Raw genomic sequence first — 26,413 nt, 5'->3', positions numbered from 1 at the left:
GCGCACCCCCCGGACGCGGAGCCCACGCACCCAGCCCGGTCTGCACGCCCAGCACGCCCAGCACTCCCCACACGCCTGGCCCGCCCACACACCCGGCCCGCCCACACACCAGCCCGCCCACGACCGACCTGCGCCGAACCTCCACCCGCCCCGAAACGCGCGTGCGGGCCGGCGTCGTGGTTGCGTAGTCGTGTGCTCCTCGCCACGTCCGACCCCGCCCAGCTCACGGGACTCGCCGGCTGGGTGGTGAGCGTGGTCGAGGCCCTCGGGCCCGTCGGTGTCGGTGCGCTGGTCGCGCTCGAGACCGTGTTCCCCCCGATCCCGAGCGAGGTCGTGCTCCCGGTCGCCGGGCTCCTCGCGGGGCAGGAGCGCATGTCGCTGCCGGCCGCCGTCGTCGGCGCGACCGTGGGGAGCGTCGTGGGCGGCCTCGTCCTCTACTGGGCCGGTGCGCGCCTCGGCATGGAGCGCCTGAGCCGCCTCGCCGACCGTGTCCCGCTGGTGGAGCGCGAGGACCTCGAGCGCAGCGAGGCGTGGTTCGAGCGGCACGGTGGCGCGGCGGTGCTGACGGGTCGGCTCGTGCCCGTGGTCCGCAGCTTCGTGTCGGTGCCGGCGGGGCTCGCTCGTATGTCCCTCGTCAGGTTCGTGCTCCTGACCGGGCTCGGGAGCGGTGCCTACAACACGGCGCTCGTGGTCGCGGGCTACGTGCTCGGGAGCCGGTGGACCGACGTGGGCCGGTACAGCGACGTCATCAACTACGTGGTCATCGGAGCGATCGTCATCGCCCTCGCCGTCTTCGTGCACAGGCGCCTGCGCCGGGGGCCCGCCGCCCGTCGGGCCGAGACGTCCCCGGATCACCCGCACGGGCCCGGCCGGGGCTAGCCTCGGTCCAGGAGGGCAGCCACATGACCGACGAGATGCGCGTCCGCTTCCCACGGCTGTACGACTTCCTCGAGTCGTACGTGTGGTCCCAGGCCGAGGGTGCCAACCTGCTCGGGCTGCTCGTCACGGCCGCATGGACGGGGCACCCCCACTGGTCCGCCGAGCTCGTCGACGACCTCGAGGGTGCCGCGAACGACGACACCGTGACCTCGGCCGAGCTCGCCGAGCTGCTCACCCGCGTGAACGAGCGTCCCTACGCCGTCGTGACGGCGGAGAACGCGAAGGACGTGTGCGCGTCGATGGCCGAGGTGCTGCGGTTCGTCACGGAGCAGCGTGCGCTCGCCGACGAGGAGACGCACTGACCCGCGCGCCGTCGGCGCCGCCGCCCCGGGCGCAGGGTTCTCCGCGCATCCTGGGTGTCCGCGGGCACTCGTGGACCCTGTCCGTCGTTGGGTGGGCGGACGGTGCGTACGCACCGACGGGAGGAGCCGTGCGATGAAGTGCCCGATCGACCAGACCGACCTCGTGATGTCCGACCGCCAGGGTGTCGAGATCGACTACTGCCCGCAGTGCCGCGGCGTGTGGCTCGATCGCGGCGAGCTCGACAAGATCATCGACCGGGTGGCCGGAGAGCAGCAGCCCGCCACGAGCGCTCCTGCCGCGAGCAGTCCCGGTGCGAGGCCGGGCGGTGGTGCACCGGGCCACGGGCCCGTCCCCGGTCACGCCGGACCGCAGCCCGGGCCGGCGTACCCGTCACCGGCCTACCCGACTGTCGGCTATCCGCAGCCCGGCTACCCGCCCCAGCGTCGGTACGGGTCGGCGCCGTCGGCCCCGTCCCCCGACGACTACCGGCGCGGCGGCTACGACCAGTACGGCCGTCCGTTCGGTCGCAAGAAGCGCGGCGGCCTCCTGGGCGAGCTCTTCGACTTCTGAGCCACGCGCCCGATGGCGGCGCGGGCACGGCCGCGCGGCCACGGCACGGCGACGACGGCGGGGCGGGGGCGGCCCCGATCGAACGGCATGGACGCACCGACGACGGCGGCACGCGGTGCGGGTAGGCTCGGCGCGGACCACAACTGAAGACGCTGCTCGAACCGTGACGGGAGAGCCCACGGCCGGACCACGGCGTGCGGCGCCGAAGGAGCAACCTCCCCGGGAATCTCTCAGGCCCACGTACCGCCACGGCGAGGCAACTCTGGAAAGCGGCCGGTCAGCACCGGCCCACCGACGGTGCACGTCGGCGCGGCCCTCGCGGCCCGTCGACCAAACTCTCAGGTCGTCGCCCGCGGGCGACGGAGGACAGAGCGGGGAGCCCAGCCCGTCCGGCATGCGCCGGGCCGCTCCCGGGAGGCCACGTGACCCAGCAGCTCGACCAGCTCGACCCGTCCACCCCCGACCAGCCGCACGCAGCGCCGACCCCGGCTGCGCACACGCCCGCGGCGGAGGGCTTCGTGGACCGTCACGTGGGCCCGCGCGCGGCCGACCTCGAGCACATGCTCGCCACGGTGGGCGCCCCGTCCCTCGACGCGCTGGTCGACGAGGCCGTGCCGGCGAGCATCCGCATGTCCGGCCGCCTCGACCTGCCGCGCGCGCGCAGCGAGGCCGAGGTTCTTGCCGAGCTGCGTCGCATCGCGGCTCGGAACACGCCGCTGACCTCCATGATCGGCCTCGGCTACCACGGCACGGTCACGCCCCCCGTGATCCGTCGCAACGTCCTCGAGAACCCCGCCTGGTACACGGCCTACACGCCCTACCAGCCGGAGATCAGCCAGGGCCGCCTCGAGGCGCTCCTGAACTTCCAGACGATGGTCTCGGACCTCACGGCCCTGCCCGTCGCCGGCGCCTCCCTCCTCGACGAGGCCACGGCCGTGACGGAGGCCGTGCTGCTCATGCGCCGCGCGGTCAAGGGCCGCCCGGACGCCGCCGTCGTCGTCGACTCCGAGGTGCTGCCGCAGACCCTCGAGGTGCTGCGCGGCCGCGCCGAGGCGATCGGTCTCCCGCTCGTGGTCGCGGACCTCGACGACGGCCTGCCGACCCTGCCCGACGACGGCCTGGTGGGGCTCGTGCTGCAGCACCCTGCGACCTCGGGCCGGCTGCGTGACCTGCAGGGTCTCGTCGACGCGGCGCACGAGGCCGGCGGCCTCGTCACGATGGCCGTCGACCTGCTCTCGCTCACCCTCGTCACGGCCCCGGGCGAGCTGGGCGCCGACGTCGCCGTCGGCTCGGCCCAGCGCTTCGGCGTCCCGATGTTCTACGGCGGCCCGCACGCCGCGTTCATGTCCGTCCGGACGGGCCTCGAGCGCATGCTCCCGGGCCGCCTGGTCGGCGTGAGCCACGACGCCGAGGGCACGACGGCGTTCCGGCTCGCCCTCCAGACGCGTGAGCAGCACATCCGCCGCGAGAAGGCGACGAGCAACATCTGCACGGCCCAGGCCCTGCTCGCCGTCGTCGCATCCTTCTACGCGGTGCACCACGGCCCCGACGGGCTGCGCGCCATCGCCGAGCGCGTCCACGCCCACGCGGCGACCCTCGCCGACGGTCTACGCGCGGCCGGCGCCGACGTCGTCCACGACTCCTTCTTCGACACGGTCCTGGTCCACGTCCCGGGCGAGGCGGCGTACGCCGTCGCCCGCGCCCTCGAGCTCGGCCTCAACCTCCGCCACGTCGACGCCGACCACGTCGCCGTCACCCTCGACGAGACCACCATCGACGAGCACGTCGAGAAGGCCCGAGCCGTCCTCGCCCACGCCGACGAGCGGTCCCGCACCAACGGGACGCCCGACCGCGCAGCGGAGGCCGGACCGGGGCGTGCGCAGAGCGTGGTGGGCCTGGCAGGCGACCGCGACGAAGGAGCGGCCGCGGGAGCTCAAGCACGCCCCGGTCCGGCCTCCGCGGACGGGGCCCCGGGCATCCCACCCACCATGCGACGCACGTCGGAGTACCTCACCCACCCCACCTTCCACCGCTACCGCTCCGAGACCGCGCTCATGCGCTACATGCGTCGCCTGGCCGACCGTGACCTGGCGCTCGACCGCACGATGATCCCCCTGGGCTCGTGCACCATGAAGCTCAACGCCGCGGTCGAGATGGAGCCGATCAGCTGGCCGGGCTTCGCGGACCTGCACCCCTTCGCCCCGGCCGACCAGACGCGTGGCTACCAGGAGCTCATCACCGAGCTGGAGACCTGGCTCGCGGAGATCACGGGCTACGCCGCGGTGAGCGTGCAGCCGAACGCGGGGTCGCAGGGTGAGCTCGCGGGCCTGCTCGCGATCACCGCCTACCACCGCTCGCGGGGCGACGACTCACGCACCGTCTGCCTCATCCCGGCCTCGGCCCACGGCACCAACGCAGCCTCGGCCGTGCTGGCGGGCATGCGCGTCGTCGTCGTCGCGACCGCGCCCGACGGCGAGGTGGACCTCGCGGACCTCGACGCCAAGCTCGCCGAGCACCGCGACACCGTCGCCGCGATCATGATCACCTACCCGTCGACCCACGGCGTGTACGAGGAGCACGTGGGCGAGGTCTGCGCCAAGGTCCACGACGCGGGCGGCCAGGTGTACATCGACGGCGCGAACCTCAACGCCCTGGTGGGTCTCGCGCAGCCGGGTGAGCTGGGCGGTGACGTCAGCCACCTCAACCTGCACAAGACTTTCTGCATCCCGCACGGCGGCGGTGGCCCGGGCGTGGGTCCCGTCGCCGTGGCCGCGCACCTTGCGCCGTTCCTGCCCGGCCGTGGTGCGACGCAGGTCAGCGCGGCACCGCACGGCTCGGCGGGCATCCTGCCGATCTCGTGGGCCTACGTCGCGCTCATGGGCGCCGAGGGGCTGCGCGCCGCGACCGAGACGGCCGTGCTCAGCGCGAACTACGTCGCGACCCGGCTGCACGAGCACTTCCCCGTGCTCTACCGCGGTCCGGGCGGGCGCGTCGCGCACGAGTGCATCCTCGACCTGCGCGCCCTCACCAAGGCGACGGGGGTCACGGCCGAGGACGTCGCGAAGCGCCTCATCGACTACGGCTTCCACGCGCCCACGCTCTCGTTCCCGGTCGCGGGCACGCTCATGGTCGAGCCCACCGAGAGCGAGGACCTCGCCGAGCTCGACCGCTTCTGCGAGGCGATGATCGCGATCCGCGCCGAGATCGCCGAGGTCGAGGCCGGCACGTGGACCGTCACCGAGTCACCCCTGCGCAACGCGCCCCACACGGCGACCGTGGCGCTCGCGGACACCTGGGACCGGCCCTACAGCCGCGAGGCCGCGACCATGCCCGTGCGTGGTCTGCGGCAGGACAAGTACTGGCCGCCCGTGGGCCGCATCGACCAGGCTGCAGGTGACCGCAACCTGGTGTGCGCCTGCCCGCCGATCGAGGACTACGCATGAGCGACGACGACCGTACCGAGCCGACTCCTGCCGCGTACGACCCGCAGGGGCGGCCCTTCCTCGGCTACCACCCCGACGACGGCGTCGCCGTGTACGGACCGCGCCCCACTCCGCTGCACGACGAGCACGTCGCGCTGGGTGCGACCGTCACCGGCTTCGCGGGGTGGGCCATGCCGCTGCGGTACGGCTCGGACGTCGCCGAGCACCGCGCCGTCCGGACGGCCGCCGGCCTGTTCGACCTGTCGCACATGGGCGAGATCCGCGTGCGGGGCGCCGGGGCCGGGCGTGCGCTCGACCGCGCGCTCGTCGGCTCGCTGTCGACCCTCGCCGTGGGCCGCGCGCGCTACACGATGGCCTGCTGGCCCGACGGGGGCGTCGCGGACGACCTGATCGTCTACCGCACCGGTGACGAGGACTTCCTGGTCGTCGCGAACTCCGCGAACGCGGAGGTGATGCTCGGCCAGCTGCACGAGCGCTGCGCGGCGTCGGACGTCGAGGTGCTCGACGAGACCACCACGACCGCGCTCGTCGCCGTCCAGGGCCCCGCTGCGGCGGGGATCCTCGCCGGTCTGGTCGGCGACGACGCCGAGCGTGACGCCGTCGTCGGTCTGCGCAACTACGCGAGCGCGACGGCGACGCTCACCACGGAGGCGGGCCCGGTCCCGGCCCTCGTGGCGCGCACCGGCTACACGGGTGAGGACGGGTTCGAGCTCTTCGTGGCCGTCGAGCACGCGGTCGCCCTGTGGCGGGGCCTCCTCGCGGCCGGCGAGCCCGCGGGCCTGGTCCCGGCGGGCCTCGCGGCGCGCGACACCCTGCGCCTCGAGGCGGGGATGCCGCTCTACGGGCACGAGCTCACGCGCTTCGTGACGCCGTACGACGCGGGCCTCGGCCGTGTGGTGCGCCTCGACAAGACCGACGACGACGGCGCGCCGCTCGACTTCGTGGGCCGCGAGGCCCTCGCGCAGCGGGCCGAGCGTGAGCCCGAGCGCGTGCTCGTGGGCCTCGAGGTCCAGGGTCGCCGCGCGGCGCGGCAGGGCTACGCCGTGACGACGCCCGACGGGGTCCCCGTGGGCGAGGTGACCTCGGGGGCGCCGTCGCCCACGCTGGGCCGGCCCGTCGCGATGGCCTACGTGACCCCGGGGGCCTCGGCCGAGGGCACCGAGCTCGCCGTCGACGTCCGTGGACGTGCCGAACCCGTGCGCGTGGTGCCGCTGCCCTTCTACCGTCGGTCCTGAGCGACCGTCCGCCGTCACCGTCCGCCACCCGAACCGCCGGACCGCGCCCGCCGTCCCGGAGACCGAGGAGAACCGCCGTGAGCGATCTGCCCAGCGACCTGAAGTACACCGCCGAGCACGAGTGGGTGCGTGCCGGCGAGCCCGTCACGGTGGGGATCACCGCGCACGCCGCCGAGGCGCTCGGCGAGCTGGTCTACCTCGAGCTGCCCGCCGTGGGCGACGCCGTGACCGCAGGGCAGGTGTGTGGCGAGATCGAGTCGACCAAGTCCGTCTCGGAGGTCTTCTCGCCGGTCACGGGCACGGTGGTCGAGGTCAACGACGCCGCGGTCGACGACCCTTCGCTCGTGAACTCCGACCCGTACGGCGCGGGCTGGCTGCTGCGGGTCGACGTCGAGGGCGATGCCGCGCTGCTGTCGCCCGAGGAGTACGCGGCCCTCGTCGACTGACGCGAATGCCCGCCACGTCGTCGGGCTACTCCATCCGGGTGATGTTCGGCTGTCCGGGCGTGATCCGCGTGACACCCCGCTGACCTGCAGGGACGCAGGTCAGCGGGGCTGTATCGCCTCCCCGTAGGGCTCGGCAACCCCGTCGGCTCAACTTTTCGGGTGAATTCCGCGTCATGGTGGGTGGACTCGCTGCTCTCTTCAGGTGTCACGCACGACACGCGGCACTTCCCCCGGTGCCGGTGCCCCTGGAGGTCATCATGACGACGACGACGCACAGCTTTCCCGCCCAGCGGACGAACGAGCCGCTGACCCGCCGCGAGCGGGTCATCCTCGCCGAGCTGGACGAGAACACGACGCTCGAGGAGATCGCCTCGCGCCTGTTCGTGACCCGGAACACGGTCAAGTCCCAGGTGCGCAGCGTCTACCGCAAGCTCGGCGTCTCCAACCGTGCCGAGGCCGTGGAGTGCGCTCGCCAGTTCGGCCTCCGCTGAGCTGACCGCCGCGCGGCGGGTGCACGCCCGCAGGTGCCCGCCGCGGGCGGCTGACCAGCACGGCAGGTAGTGTCGGGAGCCAGGTGTCCGCGGCCCCGCGGGCCTGGCCCGAGGCAGGTGAACGTGGATCGTCCGGCCGGACCGACGCCGTCGGCCGACGAGCACTGGGCGCCCGAGCACCTTGTCGTCGACCGCGAGGCGCTCGCCTACGCGGGGCGGCTGCTCGTGGAACGCGACGACGCGGGCCAGGTGCTGACCTCCTCGCCGCTCGAGGGCATGGCCGCGGTCGAGCAGCGCTACCCGGCGTGGGCGCTCGGACCGTTCGGCAGGGTCGAGCCCGAGCGCGCGCTGCCCTCGCGTGCGGGTGTGTTCGCCCTCGTGCAGGGCGGCGCGGTGCGCTACGTCGGGTCCTCGGGAGACCTCGAGCGCACCTTCTCCGCGAGAGGGATCGGCCAGGTCTCGCGCCGCGACGCGCAGCAGGCCCGCAACGAGGAGCGGTGCCGGCTCAACCGCCTCGTGGTCGCCGAGGCCCGTGCGGGCCGCACGGTCGACCTCTACGTCCTGCTCGTCGAGGCGACCGGCCTGCAGCGGCTCTCCCGCGCGCCGGGTCGCCGGGCCGAGGGGCTCGCCGCCCGCCTCGCCCGCGCCACGCAGGGGGCCTGGCACCTTCCCCGCTGAGTCCCCCGTCCCCAGGTCGTCCCACGACTGGCGCGGATTTGGAAGACTGGTCGCCATGCCCCGCAGCGAGCCCGTCCTCGTCGTCGCGGCCGCCGTCGTCGACAGCGTCGACCGACCTCGCCGCCTGCTCGCCGCGCGCCGCCACCGCCCCACCACACTCGCGGGTCGGTGGGAGTTCCCGGGCGGCAAGGTGGACCCTGGCGAGACACCGCAGCAGGCCCTGCACCGCGAGCTCCGCGAGGAGCTCGGCATCGCGGTGCGGCTGGGGCATGAGGTGCCACCACCCGACGGCGGTGCGTGGCGGATCTCCGCGCGCTACCGGCTGCGCCTGTGGCTCGCGGAGGTGACCGGGGGTGAGCCGCAGCCGCTCGTCGAGCATGACGAGCTGCGCTGGCTCGAGCCGGGCCGGTGGCTCGACGTGGACTGGCTCGACCCGGACGTGCCGATCGTCGAGGCCCTCGCACGCGTGGCCGAGCTCGACCTCGAGCGCTGACGGGCCTTACCGGGCATCGGCACCGGGCCCCTCGCCGGTGACGACCGGGCACGTCGCGAGGTGGTCGTCGACCAGGCCGCACGCCTGCATGGCCGCGTAGGCGGTGGTCGGCCCCACGAACCGGAAGCCGGCCGCGCGGAGGGCCTTGGCGAGCGCCCGCGACTCCTCGGTGTGCGCGGGGACGTCCTCGAACGAGCGCGGCCGCGCGTGCGAGGCGGGGGCATGCGACCAGAAGAGCTCGGTGAGCGAGCCGCCCTCGTCCTGGAGCCGCACGAGCGCGCGCGCGTTCGCGATCGTCGCCTCGATCTTGGCCCGGTTGCGGACGATCTCGGCGTCCTGGAGCAACCGCGCGACGTCGTCGTCGTCGAACGCCGCGACCGCGGCGGGCTCGAACTGCGCGAAGGCGGTGCGGAACGCGGGGCGCTTGCGCAGGATCGTGATCCACGCGAGGCCCGACTGGAACGCCTCGAGGCTCACGCGCTCGTAGAGCTCGCGGTCACCGCGTACCGGCACGCCCCACTCGGTGTCGTGGTACGCGGCGTAGAGGGGATCGCCGTCGCCGAAGCAGCGCCCCGTCGCGGCCGTGGTCACGGGACCCGGGACCGAGCTGCCGGTGGGTGAGGTGGTCTGCTCCGCCGTCGTCATGCCGCGAACCTACGCCCGGGCGGTGACGTCCGGACCGTCGTCCACAGGGCCACCCTCGACCGCCCGACCGGCGCGCGGGTGCGAGGTGCGCGCTAGAGGTGCCGGCGGCGCACCGCGAGGTCGGGACGGGAGTCGGCGGGCTGGAACGCGAGCGTCCCGGCGTCGTCGGGCAGCTGCTCGAGGCCGGTCCGGACCTCGCCCAGCAGGCGACGGTCGACCGGGCGGCTCGAGGCGGTGAGGTCCGCCATGACCGAGGCGAGGTCGGGGGTATCCGTCATGGGGACAAATGTACGCAGGGCGGACGCGCTGCGGCAGCCCGCGTCTCGCACGGGGCCCGCGTGTCGCGCGAACGGGTGACGCGGCTCACCCCGCGAGGGCCGTGCGGATGCGCTTCGGCGAGACCGGGTGGGCCGTGCCGAGCTGCTGCGCGAAGAGGCTCACCCGGAGCTCCTCGAGCATCCAGCGGACCTCCTCGAGGCGGGCGTCGCGAGCCGGGTCGGGGCTCGCGGTGCGCGCCGCGGCGAGCGCCTGCGCGTACTCCTCGGAGACCTCGCGCACCTGCCACGCGAGGCCCTCGTCCCGCGTCGGGTTCTCCGCGGCCTTGTCGATCCGGTGCGCCGCGGCGCGCAGGTAGCGCACCAGGTGCGGGAGGCGGGCCGCACCCGCCTCGGCCACGAACCCGTCGTGGACCAGCGCGTCGAGCTGCGCGCGGACGTCGCTCACCGTCGGCAGCAGCGTGAGGCTCGAGGCGGCGCGGATGCGTCCGTCGAGCTCGCGGGCCGCCGCGAGCACACGTGCGGCGTCGTCGGCCACGGCCCGTGTGCGGTCCTCGAGCGCGTCGCGCAGGCCGCCGCGGACGGCGGTCCAGGTGGCGGCGTCGCGCAGGTCGGTCGTGTCGCGCTCGGCGAGCAGCGCGTCGAGCGCGGCGCGCTGCAGGTCCAGGACGAGGGCGTCGGTGGTCGGGTACGGGCTGGCCGCGAGGCTCAGCGCCTGTGCGGCCGACCAGCGGGTCGTGACACGCGCCGTCGGGAGGGCGAGGCCGGCGAGCAGCAGCTCCCGCACGCCCTCGCGGTGGCGGCGAGCGGCCAGTGCGCGGTCGGCGAGCACGCGCAGCGACACCCGCGCGGGCCCGCGTCCGGCGCGCTCGACCACCAGCGCGGGGTACCCCTCGACCGTGAGGCCGCCGGCGCTGGTGCTCACGACCTCGGGCACGCGCCCGTCGGGCAACCCTTCCGGCCACCCCGTGAGCCCGACCTGCTCGAGCTCGGTCCCCGGCACGCCGTCGGCCCCGCCCGCCGCGCCCGCCACCGACCCGCCGGCGCCCGCCACCGAGCCGTCATCGCTCGCCACCCCGCGTGTGGAGCGTTCCCGGGGCGACACGCCGTCGTCGGCCCCGGTTCCGCTCCACTCCGCCCGGGAACGCTCCACTGCGGGCCCCGAACGCTCCACACCGGCGCCGGAACGCTCCGCACCGGCAGCCCGGCCGGCGCCTGGCGCGCCCCCGGACTCCCGGACGGCGGTGCGCACGGCGTCGCGCACCGCCGTGCGGACGGCGGCCTGGCTGCGCGCCGCGAGCCTGCGCTGGAGCGCCACCAGGTCGGTGCCCTCGTCGAGCAGGAGGCTCGACCCGCCGCGGTCCTCGTGCACGCGGAACGTCGCGCGCAGGTGCGCGGGCAGGCGACCCGCGTCCCACGCGTCCGCCGGGATCTCGACGCCGCGCAGCTCACGCACGGCACGCGTCACGACCTCGCGGAACGACGGCGCGGCGTCGGCGGCCCGAACCGTGTCCGCCCAGGCCGCGGCGTGCTCCCGGATCCACGCCACGACGTCGCGCGCGACGTCCGGCGCGGGCACCAGCTGCACGCGCACCGGCTTCGGCAGGCTCCGCACGAGGCCCGTCACGAGGTCCGTGTGCATCCCGGGGACGAGCCAGTCGAAGCCCTCGGGCCGGACGCGGTTGAGCACCGCCACCGGGATGTGCACGGTGACGCCGTCGGCCTCGGTGCCCGGCTCGAACTGGTAGGTCAGGTCGAGCTCGAGGTCACCCTGCGGCCACGTCGACGGGAACTCGTACGGGTCCACCTCGGCGTCGCCCAGCAGCAGCTCGCGCGTGAACGTCAGCAGCTCGGGCTGCTCGCGCCGGGCGCCGCGCCACCACCGGTCGAAGTGCCGGGCCGAGACGACGTCGGCCGGGACGCGCGCGTCGTAGAAGGCGAACAGCGCGTCGTCGTCGGCGACCAGGCCGCGGCGGCGTGCCCGGTTCTCGACCTGCTCGGCCTCGGCGCGCAGCCGCGCGTTGGTCGCGACGAACTCGTGGTGGGTGGTCCACTCGCCCTGCACCAGCGCGTGCCGCAGGAACAGCTCGCGCGCGTGCTCGGGGTCGACCTTCGCCCACAGCACGCGGCGGTCGTTGACGATCGGCACGCCGTACAGCAGCACCTTCTCGCGCGCGACGGCGGCGCCCTGCTTGGTGGACCACGTGGGCTCGGAGTAGGTGCGCTTGACCAGGTGCGGCGCGAGCTCCTCGGCCCACTCGGGCGTGATGCGCGCGACGTCGCGGGCCCACAGGCGCGACGTCTCGACCAGCTCACCGGCCATGATCCACGCGGGTGGCTTCTTCGACAGCGGCGAGCCGGGGAAGATCGCGAAGCGGCTGCCGCGCGCGCCGAGGTACTCGTTGCGCTGGAGCCGCGTGGCCGGCTTGCCACGCCGGTCGTCGCCGCGTCCGCCCGCGCCGCGGCCGGACACCTTGACCTCGGTGACCTGCTGCATGCCCACGTGGCTGAGCAGGCCGGCCAGCAGCGACCGGTGGATGCGGTCGGCGTCCCACGAGCGGCGCAGGTCGGGCTCGCCGTCGGGCGCCTCGGCCACCGGTCCCGTCCGCGCGGGCGGCCGCACCGTGATGCCGAGCGGCTTGGCCATCTCCTTGAGCTGCCCGACGACGTCCTGCCACTCGCGCAGGCGCAGGTAGTTCAGGTGCTCGGCGCGGCACAGACGCCGGAACGCGCTCCCGGACAGCTCACGCTGGCGGTCACGCACGTAGTGCCACAGGTTGAGGTAGGTGAGGAAGTCCGACGTCGGGTCGGCGAAGCGCGCGTGCGCCTGGTCGGCCTGGGGCCGCTGCTCCGCGGGGCGCTCGCGCGGGTCCTGGATGGACAGCGCCGCGGTGATCACCATGACCTCGCGCGCGACGTCCTGCCGCCCGCCCTCGACGATCATGCGCGCGAGGCGAGGGTCCATCGGCAGCAGCGCGAGCGCGCGGCCGGTCTCGGTGAGGCGGGTGCTGCTGCCGCGCGTCTCGAGCGCGCCCAGCTCGGTGAGGAGCTGCACGCCGTCGCGGATCGCGCGTATGTCGGGCGGCTCGACGAACGGGAACGCGGCGACGTCGTCGGGGCTCTGCGCGACGCCCACGGCGACCATCTGCAGGATCACCGAGGCGAGCGAGGTCCGCAGGATCTCGGGCTCGGTGAACTCGGGGCGCGACGCGAGATCCGCCTCCGAGTACAGGCGGATCGCGACGCCGTCGGCCACGCGACCGCAGCGACCCGCGCGCTGGTTGGCGCTCGCCTGCGAGATCGGCTCGATCGGCAGCCGCTGCACCTTCGTCTGCTTCGAGAACCGCGAGATGCGCGCCGTGCCCGGGTCCACGACGTAGCGCACGCCCGGCACCGTGAGCGAGGTCTCGGCGACGTTGGTCGACAGCACGACGCGCCGATGGCCGTGCCGCTCGAACACGCGGTGCTGCTCGGCGGCCGAGAGGCGTGAGTACAGCGGCAGCAGCTCGACCGAGCGCGGCGACGTGGGACCCGCGCCGAGCACGCGCTCGCCCAGGTGCTGGCGCAGGGCCTCCTCGGCGTCGCGGATCTCGCGCTCGCCCGAGAGGAACACGAGCACGTCCCCAGGACCCTCGGCGGCGAGCTCGTCCACCGCCTCGCAGATCGCCGTCATGAGGTCGCGGTCCTCGCCCCGGGCCGCACCGCGTGCGGGCGTGGCGGACGTGCGGTTGCCCTGGCGCCCGCGTGCGGGTCGGGCGGTCGGCGCGGGTCCCTCGTCGAGCGCGTCGTCGTCGTCCTGCGCCGGGGCGTCGGGCGACAGCGGCCGGTAGCGGATCTCGACCGGGTACGTGCGGCCCGTCACCTCGACCACGGGTGCGGGCACGCCCTCGGGGTGCTCGGCCGTGGGCGGGCCCGCGAAGTGCCGCGCGAACCGCTGCGAGTCGATCGTGGCCGACGTGATGACGAGCTTGAGGTCGGGCCGCTGCGGCAGCAGGCGGGTGAGGTAGCCGAGGATGAAGTCGATGTTGAGCGAGCGCTCGTGGGCCTCGTCGACGATCAGCGTGTCGTACGCGAGCAGCATCGGGTCGCGCTGGATCTGCGCGAGCAGGATCCCGTCGGTCATGAGCTTGACCAGCGTCTGCTCGGACGACTGGTCGGTGAAGCGCACCTGGTAGCCGACGATCGAGCCGAGCGCCCCGGCCCCGCCCGTGATCTCCTCGCTGATGCGCTCGGCCACGCTGCGCGCCGCGATGCGCCGCGGCTGGGTGTGACCGATCTGCCCGTCGCGGCCGCGCCCCAGCTCGAGCAGGATCTTGGGCAGCTGCGTCGTCTTCCCGGAGCCCGTCTCGCCCGCGACGATCACCACCTGGTGGTCGCGGATCGCGGCGGCGATCTCGTCGCGCCGCGCGCTGACCGGCAGTTCCTCGGGGTACGTGATCGGGGGCACGACGACGGCGTGGCGCTGCTGGGCCCGGCGGGCGAGACGCTCGGCCTCGCGCGCGGGGTCCTGCGGCCGCCCGCGCTCACGGGCCGCCGGGCGCGTGCCGCTCGCGGGTGCTGCGGCGCCCTCCGACGCGGGCCCGCCGCGTCGACGTCCGCGGCCGCGACCGGACCGACGTCGTCGCTCGGACGGCGGTCGCTCGGCGGGGTCGGGAGTCACGGAGCACCATTCTCGCCGACGTCGCGCCCGGTCGGCACCGGGAATCGGTCCGTCCCGGCCGGGTGCGCCGACGCGGGCCCGTGCCCGCCCGTCCCGCGCCGGCGGCCTGCCGGTAGGGTTGCCGCGATCCGCGGGGGAGATGCCCGTGCGGCGGGGAGGGACACATGCGGCGGCGGCTCGGGGTGCTCGTGGCAGCGGCGGTGCTCGGCCTGGGTGCGTGCGGTACGGCCGGGGATGGCGGCGCCGGTCCCGACCCGGACCCACCGCAGGAGACGGAGGCCCCCGCGTCGCCGGCCGCGGACGACCCCGCGGCGGACGACGCCGCCGACGACGGCCCCGACGCGGACGACACGTGCGGCGACCGCCTCGTGAACCTCCACGACCCGGTGCCCGGCCGTCTCTTCGCCGACTGCGCCGCCGACGCCGTGCTGGCCGCGGGGACCTCGGGGTACCGCACGTCGGGCGACGACGGGTCGTGGGCCGAGGGGGTCGTCGCCTGGCGCGAGCCCGGGTCCATCGCCCTCACGAACAACCACGACATGGACGTCGTCGTGATCGGCGAGCAGGGGTGGCTGCTGGTGCCGGGCGAGGGCTGGGTGGTGGGTGACCCGGCCGGGACCCCGCCCCAGGTGATGGCGCACAGCGTGATCTCGGCGATCGGGCAGCTCACCACGGTCGAGCTGCAGCGCGCGCTGTTCGCGTCGTCGCCCGCGTGGGAGCCCGCGTCGGGCGTGACCGAGGTCGAGGGCGCGCGGGCCTACAGCGGGACGCCCGACCTCATGGGGACGACCCCGGAGCGGTACGTCGTGTGGCTCGACGACGACCACCTCCCCGTGCGCGTCGAGGCGACGCTGACGCTGGCGGGGTTCACCGCGAGCACCGTCGACGAGTTCTTCGACTGGGGCGAGCCGGTCGAGATCCTGCCGCCCGAGGTCTGACGTCACCCGAGCGCCGGGTAGGGGGCCAGCCGCAGCGCGTCCTCGCCCCACGTGCGGCGCGCCCAGGCGGCGCCGCGCGCGCACGCGTCCGCGACGGCCGGCAGGGTCGAGGCCACCCGTTCCGCGGTCCACGCCCAGCGGGTCGCGACCAGCTGACGGTAGGTCGGGGAGGGCAGGCCCGCGGGGCCGATGCGCGGTCGGTCCTCGAGCGCGCCGTCGACGAGCCACCCCGTCATGGCCAGCACCCAGGCGCCGCACGCCGCGTCGAGCATCGGTCGCCACGCGTCGGACGAGGTCAGCCCTGGCTCGTCGAGGCCCCGCTCGAAGCCGGCCAGAAGGTCGTCGGCGAGGCCGGGCGGCGGGTCGAACACGCACCAGCACGTCGCGAACGGCAGGAGCGTGTAGGCGGCGTCGAGCGCGACGTGCTGGACGGTCGCGCCCTCGGCGTCGAGGAACCGCCACCCGTGCGGTGTGCGCATGGCGTTGTCGGGGCACGTGTCGCCCGGGGTGACCGCGGCAAGGCCGTGGGCCAGGGCGACGTCGCGGTCGAGGGCGGCCAGCAGCGTCTGCGTGTCGCGTGCGAGCGCTGCCTCCCTGGGCGCGGGCGGCAGCCCCGTGGTCCCGTCGCCGAGGGCCGTGAGCCGTGCGAGTCCCGTGCTGAGCGCCGCGGGCGTGTCGGCGTCGTGGAGCCCGGCCCCGTCGAGCTCGGCCGCCACGCGTCGCGCGGCTCCGCGGGTGCCACCGAGCAGGGCACCGAGGGCATGGGCCCAGGTGCGCGCGCCCGCCCACGCGGCGTCGCGGTCCTCGCCGAGCAGCAGGTCCGCGAGCGTGGGTGCGGAGCCCAGGTCCTCCATCACGAGCACCCGCTCCGCGTGGTCGGCGCCCAGCAGCCGGGGCGTCCCGGGGATCTCGCGCAGGCCCGTGCGCTCGCGCAGGAAGGACGTGCGCCCGTCCGCCGGGTAGGCCTTGACGACGACGGACGTGCCGTCGGTTCGCGTGCAGCGCAGGACGAGCGAGCGCTGCGACCCGCCGAGGTGCGCTCCCGCGGTGAGCGGCTCCCCCAGCAGGTCACCGGCGAGCTCGACCGTGGGCAGCGTCGGCGGCAGCGTCCCCATCGCGCCACCCTCGCACAGGCCCGTCGCCGCACGGCACCCCCGGAGGACCAAGGGCCCTTGTCCCGCCCGCCCCAGGGGGCGCACGGTGGGAGCAAGCCCTGGGCAGGCCCGCTCCTCGTCCGGTCCGGCACCCTGCCCGGCCACCGGGAGGGGAGTGCCGAGATGACCAGCACGCAGCGAACGGACCGTCGCCCCGTCGTCGTCGGCGTCGAGGGCAGCTCGGCGAACGACGCGCTGCTGTGGGCGGCGCGCATCGCCCGCGCCCGCGGCGCCGAGCTCGACGTGGTGCACGCGATCGGGCACCCGCTCACGGGTTACGAGCTGACCTTCGACGAGGCGATCGAGCAGTCCGGCAAGCAGCTGCTCGCACGCGAGGCCGCGCGGGCCGAGACCGAGGCGCCCGGGCTGACCGTGCGCACGGAGATCGACCGCGACACGCCCGCGCGCTCGCTCACCGCGCGCTCGAAGCACGCGGGCCTCGTGGTGGTGGGCTCGCACCGGCTCTCGGCCATGGAACGGGTGCTCGCGGGCTCGCTGAGCTATCAGGTGGTCGCGGGTTCGCACTGCCCGGTCGCCGTGGTGCCGCGGCTCGCCGACGCGGGTGCGGACCGGGTGGTCGTGGGCGCGGACGGCTCGCACGACTCGGTCGCCGCGGTCGCCTACGGTGCCGCCGAGGCCGATCGTCTGGGCCTTGAGCTGCACGTGGTGCACAGCTGGGAGGAGCCCGCGCTCTACCTCGGCATGGAGTACCTCGCGGGCGGGCTCGAGGAGCAGGTGGTCGAGACCGAGCGCGTGGTGCTGTCCGAGGCCGTCGCAGGGGTCGCCGAGCGGTACCCGGACCTGCCCGTGCACCAGCACCTGGTCGAGGGTCGCCCGGCGACCGTCCTGCTCGCGGCGGCGGACCGGGCGGCCGTGCTCGTGGTCGGCAGCCGCGGGCGCCAGGGCGTCGCGCGCATGCTGCTGGGCTCGGTGAGCCACGCCGTGGTGCTCAACGCGCCGTGCCCCGTGGTGGTGGTCCGCTCCTGAGACGGCGTGCGCCCGGCCTGTGGGTCCGGCTGGGCGGTGTCGGGCCGGGGTGCGAGACTTGCCCGCGTGGATCCAGCACCCCCGCACGACGTCGTGCCGTCGGGCGACGCACCGGGCGAGCCGAGCGAGGGCGAGCGCCGCGCGGTCGCCGCGCTCGAGGCGAGCGGTCTGCGGTACCGGCTCGTCCGGCACGGCCCGGTCCGCAGTCTCGAGGAGGCCGCGCGTGCGCGGCGCCTGGGTCCGGACCAGGTGGTCAAGACGATCGTGGTGCGCCGCGGCGAGGACGACTTCCTGTTCGTGCTCGTGCCCGGCGGCCGCACCATCGCCTGGCCGCGGCTGCGTGAGGTGCTCGGGGTCTCCCGGCTGTCGCTCCCGGACGCCGAGGTCGCCCGCGAGGTGACCGGCTACGAGCGCGGCACGATCACGCCGTTCGGCTCGCTGCGGCCCTGGCCGGTGGTCGCCGACGCGCGTGTCGCGGGGCGCCCCATGTCGATCGGTGCGGGGGCCCACGGCGTCGCCGCGACCGTCGACGGGAGCCAGATGGTCCTGGCGCTTGGCGCGACCGTCGCGGACGTGACCGACCCGGAGCCCGACGGGCGATGACCACCGGCCGGCCGGGGCGGGGAACACCCGCGAGCGTCCGGTCGTCCTTATCTGTGGGGCCACGCCCCGAACCCGAGAGCACGCCCGGACCAGGGCTGATGAGAGGCACTGTGGAGCAGCACGAGAACGGCGGCATCGAGGTCGCACCCGAGGACGCCGGGTCCCGGGTGACGCTGCGCGGGGAGATCGACGGCCAGCTGCGTGACCAGGCCGGCCTCGCGATGGCCGAGGTGGTGGCCCGGGGCGGCCCCGTGACGGTGGACCTCGCGCAGGTCACGTTCATCGACTCCTCGGGGCTCGCGTTCCTGCTCCAGCTGCACCGGCTCGGTGAGGAGGACCCGGCACTGCGCATGGTGCTGCGCGACCCGCCGATCCTGGTGCTCGACATGCTCGACATGCTGGGCCTCGGCGGTCGCATCGCGCTCGACTTCACGCCGGGCGACGCGCTCGAGATGGAGGGCGTGCCGGTCCCGTGACGGTGCACCGAGGGGTCGCGGCACGTGTGGCGGCGGGGATGCTCGCCGCCGCCGTTCTGCTCGGCGCGTGCACAGGTGCCGGCGGGGACGCACCCAGCCCGTCGGCGACGCCCACGGTCGAGCCGACACAGCCCGCCGTCGTCGAGCTCCCGGACTCGCCCGCCGGTGAGCAGGCGCGCTGGGTGCTCGAGCAGCTCGACGCCCCGGCAGGCAGCGGCCTGCCCGAGGTCGAGGAGCGGTTCTCCGCCGAGCTGCTCGCCCAGGTGCCGAGCGATGAGCTCGTCGCCGTCGTCGAGCAGCTGCGGCCGCTCGCGCCCTGGACGGTCACGGGCGTCGAGGCGGGCCCCGACGCCCTCGTCGCGCAGATCGGCGGGCAGGGCCAGGACCTCGAGATGCAGCTCGCCGTGGACGAGGCCGGCCTCATCGCGGGCCTCTTCTTCGGCGAGGCGGCCCCCGCGCGCGAACCCGCTGCCGACGCGGCGGCGCTGCTCGACGAGGTCGCCGGGCTCCCGGGCTCCTCGCTGCTCGTGGCCGAGGTGCTCGACGGCGCGTGCGTGCCCGTCGAGGGGCTCGTGGGTGGCTCGTCCGCGGGCGCCGAGCTCCCGGTCGGCTCGATCGCGAAGCTCTGGGTGCTCGGCGCCGTGGTGGACGCCATCGCGGCGGGCACGCTCGCGTGGGAGGACGAGGTGACGGTGACCGACGCCCTGCGCTCGCTGCCGTCGGGCGAGCTCCAGGACGCCGAGGCCGGGACCACCCTCACGGTGCGCGAGGCGGCGCAGAAGATGATCGAGATCAGTGACAACACCGCGACGGACCTGCTGATCGACGCGGTGGGCCGCGAGGCGGTCGAGCGCGCGATGGTCGACATGGGCCACGCCGACCCGGGGATCAACATCCCGTTCGCGAGCACGCGTGAGCTGTTCCACCTGGGCTGGGGGGACCCGACGCTGCGCGAGCGCTGGTCGGGTGCCGACGAGGCCGGTCGGCGCGCCCTGCTCGCCGAGCTGCCACCGGGCCCACCCGAGATCGACCCCGCCGCGATGAGCCTCGTGGCCGCCTGGCCCGACGGCGTGGACTGGTTCGCCACCGCAGCCGACGTCTGCGCGGCGCACGCCGCGCTCGCCGAGCGCGCGCAGACCCCGGCGGGCGAGCCGCTCACCGAGATCCTCACGGCGAACCCCGGCGTCACGCCGGACGACGCGTGGTCGTCGATCGCCTACAAGGGCGGGAGCTCCGTGGGCACCATGGCCGGTTCCTGGTACGCCGTGCCCGCAGGTGACGGCCCACCCGTGGTCGTGGTGCTGCAGACGGCGGCGCGCTCGGCGAACGACGCGGTCGCGGCCCGGACGATGGTGGGCATCGCCGAGGACGCCCTGCGACTCGCGGCGCCCTGAGCCCGAGGTGGGCCCGAGGCGCCGCGGGCCCGGGTCAGCCCAGGGTCTCGGGGAGCTCGGGCGCGTCCTCACCGAGGACGTGCTGCGCGAGGAAGCCCAGCACCACCTGGTACCAGACCTTCGCGTGCTGCGGGGTCAGGATCCAGTGGTTCTCGTCGGGGTAGTAGAGGAACCGGTGCGGGGTGCGACCCTCGTCGTCGGCCGGGAGACCCGAGGAGGACAGCAGCTCGTACCACAGGCGCAGGCCCTCGCCGATGGGCACGCGGTAGTCCTTGTCGCCGTGGATCACGAGCATCGGCGTCGTGATGCTGGCGACGTTCCGGTGCGGGGAGTAGCGCTCGGCCATCTCAGGGCTCATCTCACGTGCCCAGTAGAAGGCCGCGTCCGTGGTCGGCCCGAACTGGTCCAGCGCCCACAGGCTCGCGTGCGTGACGATCGCGTCGAAGCGGTCCGTCTGGCCGGCGACCCAGTTCGCCATGTAGCCGCCGAACGAGCCGCCCATCGCGGCCGTACGGGTCTCGTCGATCTCGGGGCGCGCAACCGTCGCGTCGGTGATGGCCATGAGGTCCGTGTAGGGCGCGTCGCCCCAACGGCCCCAGCCGCGCTGGACGAAGTCCTGCCCGTAGCCGGTCGACAGGGCCGGGTCGGGCAGCAGCACGGCGTAGCCCTGGGCGACCATGAGCCACGGGTTCCACCGCCACGACCAGCTGTTCCACGAGCCCAACGGGCCGCCGTGGATCCAGAGCAGCAGCGGGGCCGGGGACTCGGCCGTCGCGCTGTCCGGCACGGCGAGCCAGCCGCGCACCTCGACGCCGTCCTCGGTCGTGGTGCGGACCTCGTCCAGCATCCCCGGGAGGGTGGGCGGCGGCGCGGGCGCACGCAGCACCGTCACGGTGCCGCGCGGACGGTGCTCGTCGGCGACGAGGTGGATCCGCACCGGGTGGGCGGGGGCGAGGTAGGACGCGCGCATCGCGTAGACGACCGACGCGTCGGGGGCCACCTGCAGGTCGGAGTAGGCGTAGTCGTCATGCGTCACCTGCGTGACGGTGTCGGTCGCGAGGTCGATCGCGAACACCGGCGCACGGCCGTCCTGGTCGGCCGTGACCAGCAGCCCCGAGCCGTCCGGGAGCCACTGGTGGCACGTGGTCCAGCGGTCCCAGTGCGCGACGACGGCGCGCGGCCGGCCCGGGCCGGCGGCGTCCGCGCCGAGCGGGAGGACGTGCAGCGTGCTGCGCGTCGCGGTGTCCGCGTCCGAGTGGGACCAGCGCACGTACGCGACCGCGCGGCCGTCGGGTGAGATGACCGGCTGGCCGAGGTCTGCGTCCGGGTCGTCGACGAGCACCGTGCGCTCGGCCGAGTCGAGCTCGATCCGCACGAGCACCGTGCGGTGCGCGCCACGCGGCATCGGCACGTTCCAGGTCGAGACGACGAAGGAGCCGTCAGGGCTCAGGTCGTACTGCGCCTCGCGCAGCGCCGCGCCGGGCGCGGGCGTCAGGTCGTCCACCTTCAGGTGCTCGACGCTCAGGCTCGCGACCTCCACCGAGCGCGCGACGTCGTCCCCCGCGCGGAAGTGCCAACCGAGCAGGTGCGGCACGTCAGGGCCGAGGTCGGCGTCCCAGTGCCGCACGGGGTAGCCCGTGTGCAGGATCGCCGACACCTTCGTGTCCTTGCGCTGGGTGCGCAGCCGCTCGTCGTCCGCGCCGTCGGTCGCCCGGGGGAGCATGTCGGTCGCGAAGACCACCGCGGGGGACGAGCGCGCCGTGCGCACGTCGCGCACGCCGCCCGGGCGCGTCGCGACGATCCGGGCCTCACCGCCACCTGCCGGCAGCACCCACAGCGCGGGCTTGTCGGAGCCCTTCTCGTCGTCGGACGCGTCGGCGTTGGGGCGCCGCGAGGTGAAGAGCAGGTCGCCGTCGGGCGTGAACGCGGCCCCCGACTCACCCTGGGCCGAGCGCGTGAGGCGCCGGGCGGGCCGGGCGCGGGTCGGGTAGACCTCCCAGAGGGCCGTGTGCACCTTGGTCGCGTCGTGGTTGAGCGTCGACACCTGGGTCACCAGGCGCGAGCCGTCGGGCGAGAGGACCAGGCCGGACATCCGCGGGAGCGCGACGTACTCGTCGAGCTCGTGGAACGCCGTCGTGAGCGTGGGCGTGTCGCCCTCGCCCTGGATGAGGCGCAGCTCGGGACCGCTCTCGGGGCTGGACGGCATGGAACTCCTCCTGTGCTGGTGCGCCGGCGCGCACCTGTCGGCCGTGCGGGTCGGGCGACGGCACCGGGAGGGCCGTCGGGCGACGTGGTCATCATCGGCCCCCGCGGTCGCGCTCTTGACCGCGCGGGGCCGATCTCACCCCCGCGATCCTGCCACCCGGCGGGGACGTGCCGCACGGGACGTGGGTGCACGGGTGTCGCTGGGGCCGTGTGTCGGGGGCGGGGGTTAGCGTCCCTGGCATGCGGATCCTCCACACCAGCGACTGGCACCTGGGTCGCACGCTGCACGGTGTGGACCTGCTCGAGCACCAGGCGGCGTACCTCGACCACCTCGTCGAGCTGGTCGACGCCGAGGGGGTCGACGCCGTTCTCGTCGCAGGTGACGTGTACGACCGCGCGGTGCCGCCGGTCGAGGCGGTGCGGCTGCTCGGTGACGCGCTCGCACGGCTGAGCGACCGCGCGACCGTGGTGCTGACGCCGGGCAACCACGACTCCGCGGTCCGGCTCGGCTTCGCGGCGCCGCTGCTGCGGAGCTCGGTGCACGTGCGCGCCCGGGTGGCCGACGTCGGGCGCCCGGTCGAGCTCGTGGACCCGGCCGACGGCGCCCCGGTGCACGTCTACGCGCTGCCGTACCTGGACCCGGATACGACGCGACGCGAGCTCGCGGAGGGCGACCCGGCGGCGGTCGACGGCCTGCTGCCGCGCTCGCACGAGGCCGTGACGTCGGCGGCCATGCGCCGTGTGCGGGCCCACCTCGCCGCGACGTCCGGGCCGTGTCCACGGTCGGTCGTGATGGCGCACGCGTTCGTGGTGGGCGGTGCGGCGTCGGAGTCCGAGCGCGACATCCGCGTGGGCGGGGTGGACTCGGTGCCGGCCGGGGTGTTCGACGGCGTCGACTACGTCGCGCTCGGCCACCTGCACGGGCCCCAGCGCATCGCCGGACCCTCCGGCGCGGACCCGGGAGCCGGGACGTCCCGCGGCGCGGTGCTCCAGTACTCGGGGTCGCCGCTGGCGTACTCGTTCTCCGAGCGCCACCAGCGCAAGGCCTCGGCCCTCGTCGACCTGGGGCCCGACGGCGTGCGCGATGTCGAGCTCGTCGCCGCACCGGTCCCCAGGCGGCTCACCGAGCTGAGCGGGACGGTCGAGGAGCTGCTCGGGCCGCGAGCCGAGGAGCACGTCGCCGACTGGCTGCGGGTGGTCGTGACCGACGCCCGGCGTCCGCCCGAGCTGTACGCGCGGCTGCGCGCGCGGTTCCCGCACCTGCTCGTCGTCGAGCACCGGCCCGAGGGCTCGCGTGTCGAGCACGTGCGTGCGGTCACGTCCGCCCGGGACCCGCTCGAGGTGGCCGACGAGTTCGTCGAGCACGTGACCGGCGCGGCGCCCACGCCCGAGGAGCGCGCGGTGCTGCGGCGCGCGTACGAGGACGTGCTCGCGGCCGAGCGGAGCGCCTGATGTACCTGCACCGCATGACGCTCCAGGCGCTGGGCCCGTTCGCCGGCACGCACACGATCGACTTCGCGCGGCTGGGTGCCTCGGGTCTGTTCCTGCTCGAGGGCCCCACGGGGGCGGGCAAGTCCACGATCATCGACGCCGTCGTCTTCGCGTTGTACGGCAAGGTCGCCTCGAAGGACGCGAGCGAGGAGCGGCTGCGATCGGGTCACGCGGCCCCCGAGGACGAGACCTTCGTGGACCTCGTGCTCGAGACCCGTGCCGGGATCCACCGGGTGCGCCGCACGCCCGCCTACCGCAGGCCCAAGCAACGCGGCACGGGCACCACCCTGCAGCAGGCGGGTGTGCGCCTGTGGCGTCTCGCGGATCCCGACCGCCCGGACGAGGGCGAGCTGGTCTCGGCGCGCCTCGACGAGGCCGGTGCGGAGCTCCAGCGGATCATCGGGCTCGACCGCACGCAGTTCGTCCAGACGGTCGTGCTGCCGCAGGGCGAGTTCGCGGGCTTCCTGCGGGCCAACCCCGAGGACCGTCGTGGCGTGCTCCAGAGGGTCTTCGGCACCGAGGTCTACGAACAGCTCCAGCAGCGGCTCGAGCGCATGCGCGCCGAGAGCGGTCGTGAGCTCGACCAGGCGCGGGCGGCCCTCGAGCGCAGCGTCGCGCGCTTCGTCGGTGCGGCGGACCCGGCCGAGGAGGACGCGGCTCACCTACGGACGGCCGCGGCGAGCGCCGAGGGCGCCGACCTCGACGCGCGCGTGCGCTCGCTCGCGGACGCGCTCTCGCGCTCCGAGGCGGAGGCCCAGCGGACCGCGCGGCGCGCGCGTGCGGACTGCGTCGAGCGGCGCACGGCGCTCGACACGGCCCGCCGCACGGCCGAGTCGCTCGCACGGCGCGCGCGTCTGCGCGCCGACCTCGCAGCCCTCGAGGAGCGCGACGCGGGCCACACCCGGGACGCCGCCAGGTGCGAGGTCGCCCGGCGCGCCCAGGCCGTCCTGCCCGTCGCACGCGGGCTCGACGCGGCGCGCGCGACGGTGACCGAGGCGACCGCGACGGCCGAGCGTCTGCGAGCGGCCGCCCCGGTCGACCTGGCCGGCGCCGTGGACCCGGCCACGGAGGTGGGGGTCCAGCGCAAGAACCTGGCCGAGGAGCGCGACAGGTGCACCGCGCTCCAGGGAGCCCTGCACCGGCTCGTCGACGTCGAGGCCGGGCTGGCCGGGCGTCGCGAGCAGCTGCGTTCCGCGCAGGACTCTCGTGCCGAGCTCACGGAGCGCCTCGACGTCGAGCGGGCGCGCCTCGCTGCGCGCCCGGCTGAGCGGGCCGAGGTCGTCGCACAGGTCGAACGGCTCTCCGTGGCGGCCGACGGGCTGGGTCCGGCCCAGGAGAAGGTCCGCACGCTCGAGCTGCGACGGGTGGCGGCGCGCGAGGCTGAGCAGCTCGCCGCTGAGGTCACCGAGGCGGAGGCAGGGCTCGCACGCGCCGCGGAGGTGGCCCGGGTGGCGATCGACCACGCGGCCGAGGTGCAACGGGCCCGGGTCGCCGGGATCGCGGGTGAGCTCGCGAGCCGCCTGGTCACGGGTGAGCCGTGCCTGGTCTGCGGCGGCACCGACCACCCGGCTCCCGCCCCGCTGGACCCTGCGCACGTGACGACGGACGAGGTCGAGGAGGCCGAGCGGCTGCGCACGCTCGCGCAGGACGCCCTGGGCTCGACGCGCGAGGAGCTCGTCGCCTTGCGTGAGCGCCTCACGTCGCGTCGGGCCGCCGCGGGAGGAAGCCTCGAGGAGGTCGAGGCCCTGCTCGGCCCGGCGGGGGCCGAGGTCGCCGCAGCCGAGCGCGCGGGTGTCGAGCACCGCGCGGCTGTGCGCACCCTCGCGGACCACGACGCCGCGACAGCCGCGCTCGAACGGGTGGTGGCCGAGCTCGCGGCGGAGCTCGCCGCCGCCGCCGAACGCGTGAGTGCGCTCCGCGAGGCCCTGACCTCGGACGAGGTCGAGGTCGAGGCCGCCCGGGCCGGCTCCGCGACGGTGGCCGAGCGGTCCGCCGAGCTCGACGCGCGGGTCGAGATCGCGGGTCGGTGGCTCGAGGCCCTCGGCAGGCTCGAGGACGCCGGAGCACAGGTCGCTGCGCGCGAGGTCGAGCTCGACGCGATGCTCGGCGAGCACGGCTTCGACGCGCTCGCCGACGCCGTGGAGGCCCACCTCGACCCGGCCGAGCTGAACCGGCTCGAGGAGCTCGTGCGGTCGCACCGCAGCGCGCTCGACCGTGTGCGCGCGAACCTGGCCGAGCTCGCCGAGCTTCCCGAGGACCTCGAGGTCGACGTCGAGGCCGCGGAGGAGGCGCACGCCGTCGCCGACGCCGCAGCCACCGCCGCCGCCGAGGAGGCCGCACGGCGAAGCGCCCGCGCGCACGCCGCACGCTCCGCAGCCGACGAGGTGGTCGCCGCGCTCGGGGACCTGCGGGTGGCCCACGCCAAGGCGGGCCCCGTGGTGCGCATGGCCAACCTCGCGGCCGCGAGCGGTGCCGACAACGGCAAGCAGCTGACCCTGGCCACCTACGTCCTGGTGCGCCGGTTCGAGGACGTCGTGGCTGCCGCGAACGCCAGGCTCGGCTCGATGTCCGACGGCCGCTACGAGCTGGTGCGCAGCGACGAGCGCGAGGCCGTGCGGGCGCGCCGCACGGGTCTGGCGATGAAGGTCGTCGACCACCACCTCGAGCTCGAGCGTGACCCGCGCACGCTCTCGGGCGGGGAGACGTTCTACGTCTCGCTGTGCCTGGCCCTCGGCCTGGCCGACGTCGTGACCGCCGAGGCCGGCGGCACGGACCTGGGCACCCTGTTCGTCGACGAGGGTTTCGGCTCGCTCGACCCGCAGACACTGGACGGCGTGCTCGCCGAGCTCGGTCGGCTGCGCGAGGGCGGTCGCGTGGTGGGCGTGGTCTCCCACGTCGACACCCTCAAGCAGTCGATCGCCGAGCGCATCGAGGTTCGCCGCACCGGGCGCGGGGTCAGCACCCTCGCGGTCCGTGCGTGAGGAGGC

21 protein-coding genes and 1 riboswitch are annotated in these 26,413 nt (G+C 75.2%); of the genes, 16 read left to right on the top strand and 5 right to left on the bottom strand.

Features of this window, described 5'->3' with window-relative positions:
* The first annotated feature begins 192 nt into the window (after window positions 1-192).
* From GXB85_RS08875 to GXB85_RS08835, 9 genes are all read left to right on the top strand, one after another.
* Window positions 193-879, top strand: a complete 687-nt coding sequence (locus tag GXB85_RS08875; protein ID WP_161917285.1) for a DedA family protein — start codon at window positions 193-195, stop codon at window positions 877-879.
* Between the two features lie 23 nt (window positions 880-902).
* A complete protein-coding gene (locus GXB85_RS08870; protein WP_161917284.1) occupies window positions 903-1,241 on the top strand; it encodes a hypothetical protein in 339 nt (112 codons plus the stop codon).
* Window positions 1,242-1,374: 133 nt separating this feature from the next.
* Window positions 1,375-1,812 carry a zf-TFIIB domain-containing protein gene (locus GXB85_RS08865; RefSeq protein WP_161917283.1) on the top strand — a complete coding sequence of 146 codons (438 nt, stop codon included), beginning with the start codon at window positions 1,375-1,377 and terminating at the stop codon, window positions 1,810-1,812.
* A gap of 157 nt (window positions 1,813-1,969) precedes the next feature.
* Window positions 1,970-2,068: riboswitch (glycine riboswitch) on the top strand.
* A 166-nt stretch (window positions 2,069-2,234) separates the two neighbouring features.
* Window positions 2,235-5,255, top strand: coding sequence for an aminomethyl-transferring glycine dehydrogenase subunit GcvPB (gene gcvPB / locus GXB85_RS08860; protein ID WP_161917282.1), 3,021 nt, complete (start codon window positions 2,235-2,237; stop codon window positions 5,253-5,255).
* The gene (gene gcvT / locus GXB85_RS08855) at window positions 5,252-6,490 is read left to right on the top strand and encodes a glycine cleavage system aminomethyltransferase GcvT (protein ID WP_161917281.1); all 1,239 of its coding nucleotides are present in this window, start codon (window positions 5,252-5,254) and stop codon (window positions 6,488-6,490) included. Before gcvPB ends, gcvT begins: the two co-directional genes overlap by 4 nt.
* Before the next feature lie 77 nt (window positions 6,491-6,567).
* Entirely contained in the window at window positions 6,568-6,936 is a 369-nt protein-coding gene (gcvH, locus tag GXB85_RS08850) for a glycine cleavage system protein GcvH (RefSeq protein ID WP_161917280.1), read from the top strand.
* Window positions 6,937-7,193: 257 nt separating this feature from the next.
* Complete coding sequence (locus tag GXB85_RS08845; protein WP_161917279.1) at window positions 7,194-7,427, top strand: LuxR C-terminal-related transcriptional regulator; 234 nt, start codon at window positions 7,194-7,196, stop codon at window positions 7,425-7,427.
* A 123-nt stretch (window positions 7,428-7,550) separates the two neighbouring features.
* Window positions 7,551-8,105, top strand: a complete 555-nt coding sequence (locus tag GXB85_RS08840) for a hypothetical protein (protein ID WP_161917278.1) — start codon at window positions 7,551-7,553, stop codon at window positions 8,103-8,105.
* Window positions 8,106-8,160: 55 nt separating this feature from the next.
* Window positions 8,161-8,598: a (deoxy)nucleoside triphosphate pyrophosphohydrolase gene (locus tag GXB85_RS08835; RefSeq protein ID WP_161917277.1), complete on the top strand. Its 438-nt coding sequence runs from the start codon at window positions 8,161-8,163 to the stop codon at window positions 8,596-8,598.
* Between the two features lie 6 nt (window positions 8,599-8,604).
* Here GXB85_RS08835 and GXB85_RS08830 read toward each other — a convergent pair whose 3' ends face one another.
* The 3 genes from GXB85_RS08830 to GXB85_RS08820 all read right to left on the bottom strand — a co-directional run bounded on the left by GXB85_RS08830 (window position 8,605) and on the right by GXB85_RS08820 (window position 14,178).
* Entirely contained in the window at window positions 8,605-9,243 is a 639-nt protein-coding gene (locus tag GXB85_RS08830; protein ID WP_161917276.1) for a DNA-3-methyladenine glycosylase I, read from the bottom strand.
* A 92-nt stretch (window positions 9,244-9,335) separates the two neighbouring features.
* The gene (locus tag GXB85_RS08825) at window positions 9,336-9,521 is read right to left on the bottom strand and encodes a hypothetical protein (RefSeq protein ID WP_161917275.1); all 186 of its coding nucleotides are present in this window, start codon (window positions 9,519-9,521) and stop codon (window positions 9,336-9,338) included.
* A gap of 85 nt (window positions 9,522-9,606) precedes the next feature.
* Window positions 9,607-14,178, bottom strand: coding sequence for a DUF3418 domain-containing protein (locus tag GXB85_RS08820; protein WP_370524107.1), 4,572 nt, complete (start codon window positions 14,176-14,178; stop codon window positions 9,607-9,609).
* Window positions 14,179-14,342: 164 nt separating this feature from the next.
* Here GXB85_RS08820 and GXB85_RS08815 point away from each other — a divergent pair, with 164 nt between their 5' ends.
* Window positions 14,343-15,116, top strand: coding sequence for a hypothetical protein (locus GXB85_RS08815; protein ID WP_161917274.1), 774 nt, complete (start codon window positions 14,343-14,345; stop codon window positions 15,114-15,116).
* Window positions 15,117-15,118: 2 nt separating this feature from the next.
* Here GXB85_RS08815 and GXB85_RS08810 read toward each other — a convergent pair whose 3' ends face one another.
* Entirely contained in the window at window positions 15,119-16,231 is a 1,113-nt protein-coding gene (locus GXB85_RS08810) for a hypothetical protein (protein ID WP_161917273.1), read from the bottom strand.
* A gap of 162 nt (window positions 16,232-16,393) precedes the next feature.
* Between GXB85_RS08810 and GXB85_RS08805 the strand changes: the two genes are divergently transcribed.
* From GXB85_RS08805 to GXB85_RS08790, 4 genes are all read left to right on the top strand, one after another.
* Complete coding sequence (locus GXB85_RS08805) at window positions 16,394-17,257, top strand: universal stress protein (protein ID WP_161917272.1); 864 nt, start codon at window positions 16,394-16,396, stop codon at window positions 17,255-17,257.
* A gap of 66 nt (window positions 17,258-17,323) precedes the next feature.
* Window positions 17,324-17,860, top strand: coding sequence for an aminoacyl-tRNA deacylase (locus GXB85_RS08800; protein WP_370524106.1), 537 nt, complete (start codon window positions 17,324-17,326; stop codon window positions 17,858-17,860).
* A gap of 98 nt (window positions 17,861-17,958) precedes the next feature.
* The gene (locus tag GXB85_RS08795; RefSeq protein WP_161917271.1) at window positions 17,959-18,336 is read left to right on the top strand and encodes an STAS domain-containing protein; all 378 of its coding nucleotides are present in this window, start codon (window positions 17,959-17,961) and stop codon (window positions 18,334-18,336) included.
* A complete protein-coding gene (locus GXB85_RS08790; protein ID WP_161917270.1) occupies window positions 18,333-19,730 on the top strand; it encodes a Cpe/LpqF family protein in 1,398 nt (465 codons plus the stop codon). Before GXB85_RS08795 ends, GXB85_RS08790 begins: the two co-directional genes overlap by 4 nt.
* Window positions 19,731-19,764: 34 nt before the next feature.
* Here the strand turns inward: GXB85_RS08790 and GXB85_RS08785 are convergent, their stop codons facing one another.
* Window positions 19,765-21,936: a prolyl oligopeptidase family serine peptidase gene (locus tag GXB85_RS08785; protein ID WP_161917269.1), complete on the bottom strand. Its 2,172-nt coding sequence runs from the start codon at window positions 21,934-21,936 to the stop codon at window positions 19,765-19,767.
* Between the two features lie 239 nt (window positions 21,937-22,175).
* On the opposite strand from GXB85_RS08785, the gene GXB85_RS08780 reads away from it, so the two are divergent.
* Both GXB85_RS08780 and GXB85_RS08775 read left to right on the top strand, forming a co-directional pair.
* The gene (locus GXB85_RS08780) at window positions 22,176-23,387 is read left to right on the top strand and encodes an exonuclease SbcCD subunit D (protein ID WP_161917268.1); all 1,212 of its coding nucleotides are present in this window, start codon (window positions 22,176-22,178) and stop codon (window positions 23,385-23,387) included.
* Window positions 23,387-26,407 carry an AAA family ATPase gene (locus tag GXB85_RS08775; RefSeq protein ID WP_161917267.1) on the top strand — a complete coding sequence of 1,007 codons (3,021 nt, stop codon included), beginning with the start codon at window positions 23,387-23,389 and terminating at the stop codon, window positions 26,405-26,407. Before GXB85_RS08780 ends, GXB85_RS08775 begins: the two co-directional genes overlap by 1 nt.
* Window positions 26,408-26,413: the final 6 nt, after the last annotated feature.

This window comes from Cellulomonas sp. APG4, from assembly GCF_009996735.1.
In the GTDB taxonomy this organism is placed as follows: domain Bacteria; phylum Actinomycetota; class Actinomycetes; order Actinomycetales; family Cellulomonadaceae; genus Actinotalea.
The sequence above is the reverse complement of the archived record's forward strand: the minus strand, read 5'-3'. Positions and strand labels throughout refer to the sequence as shown.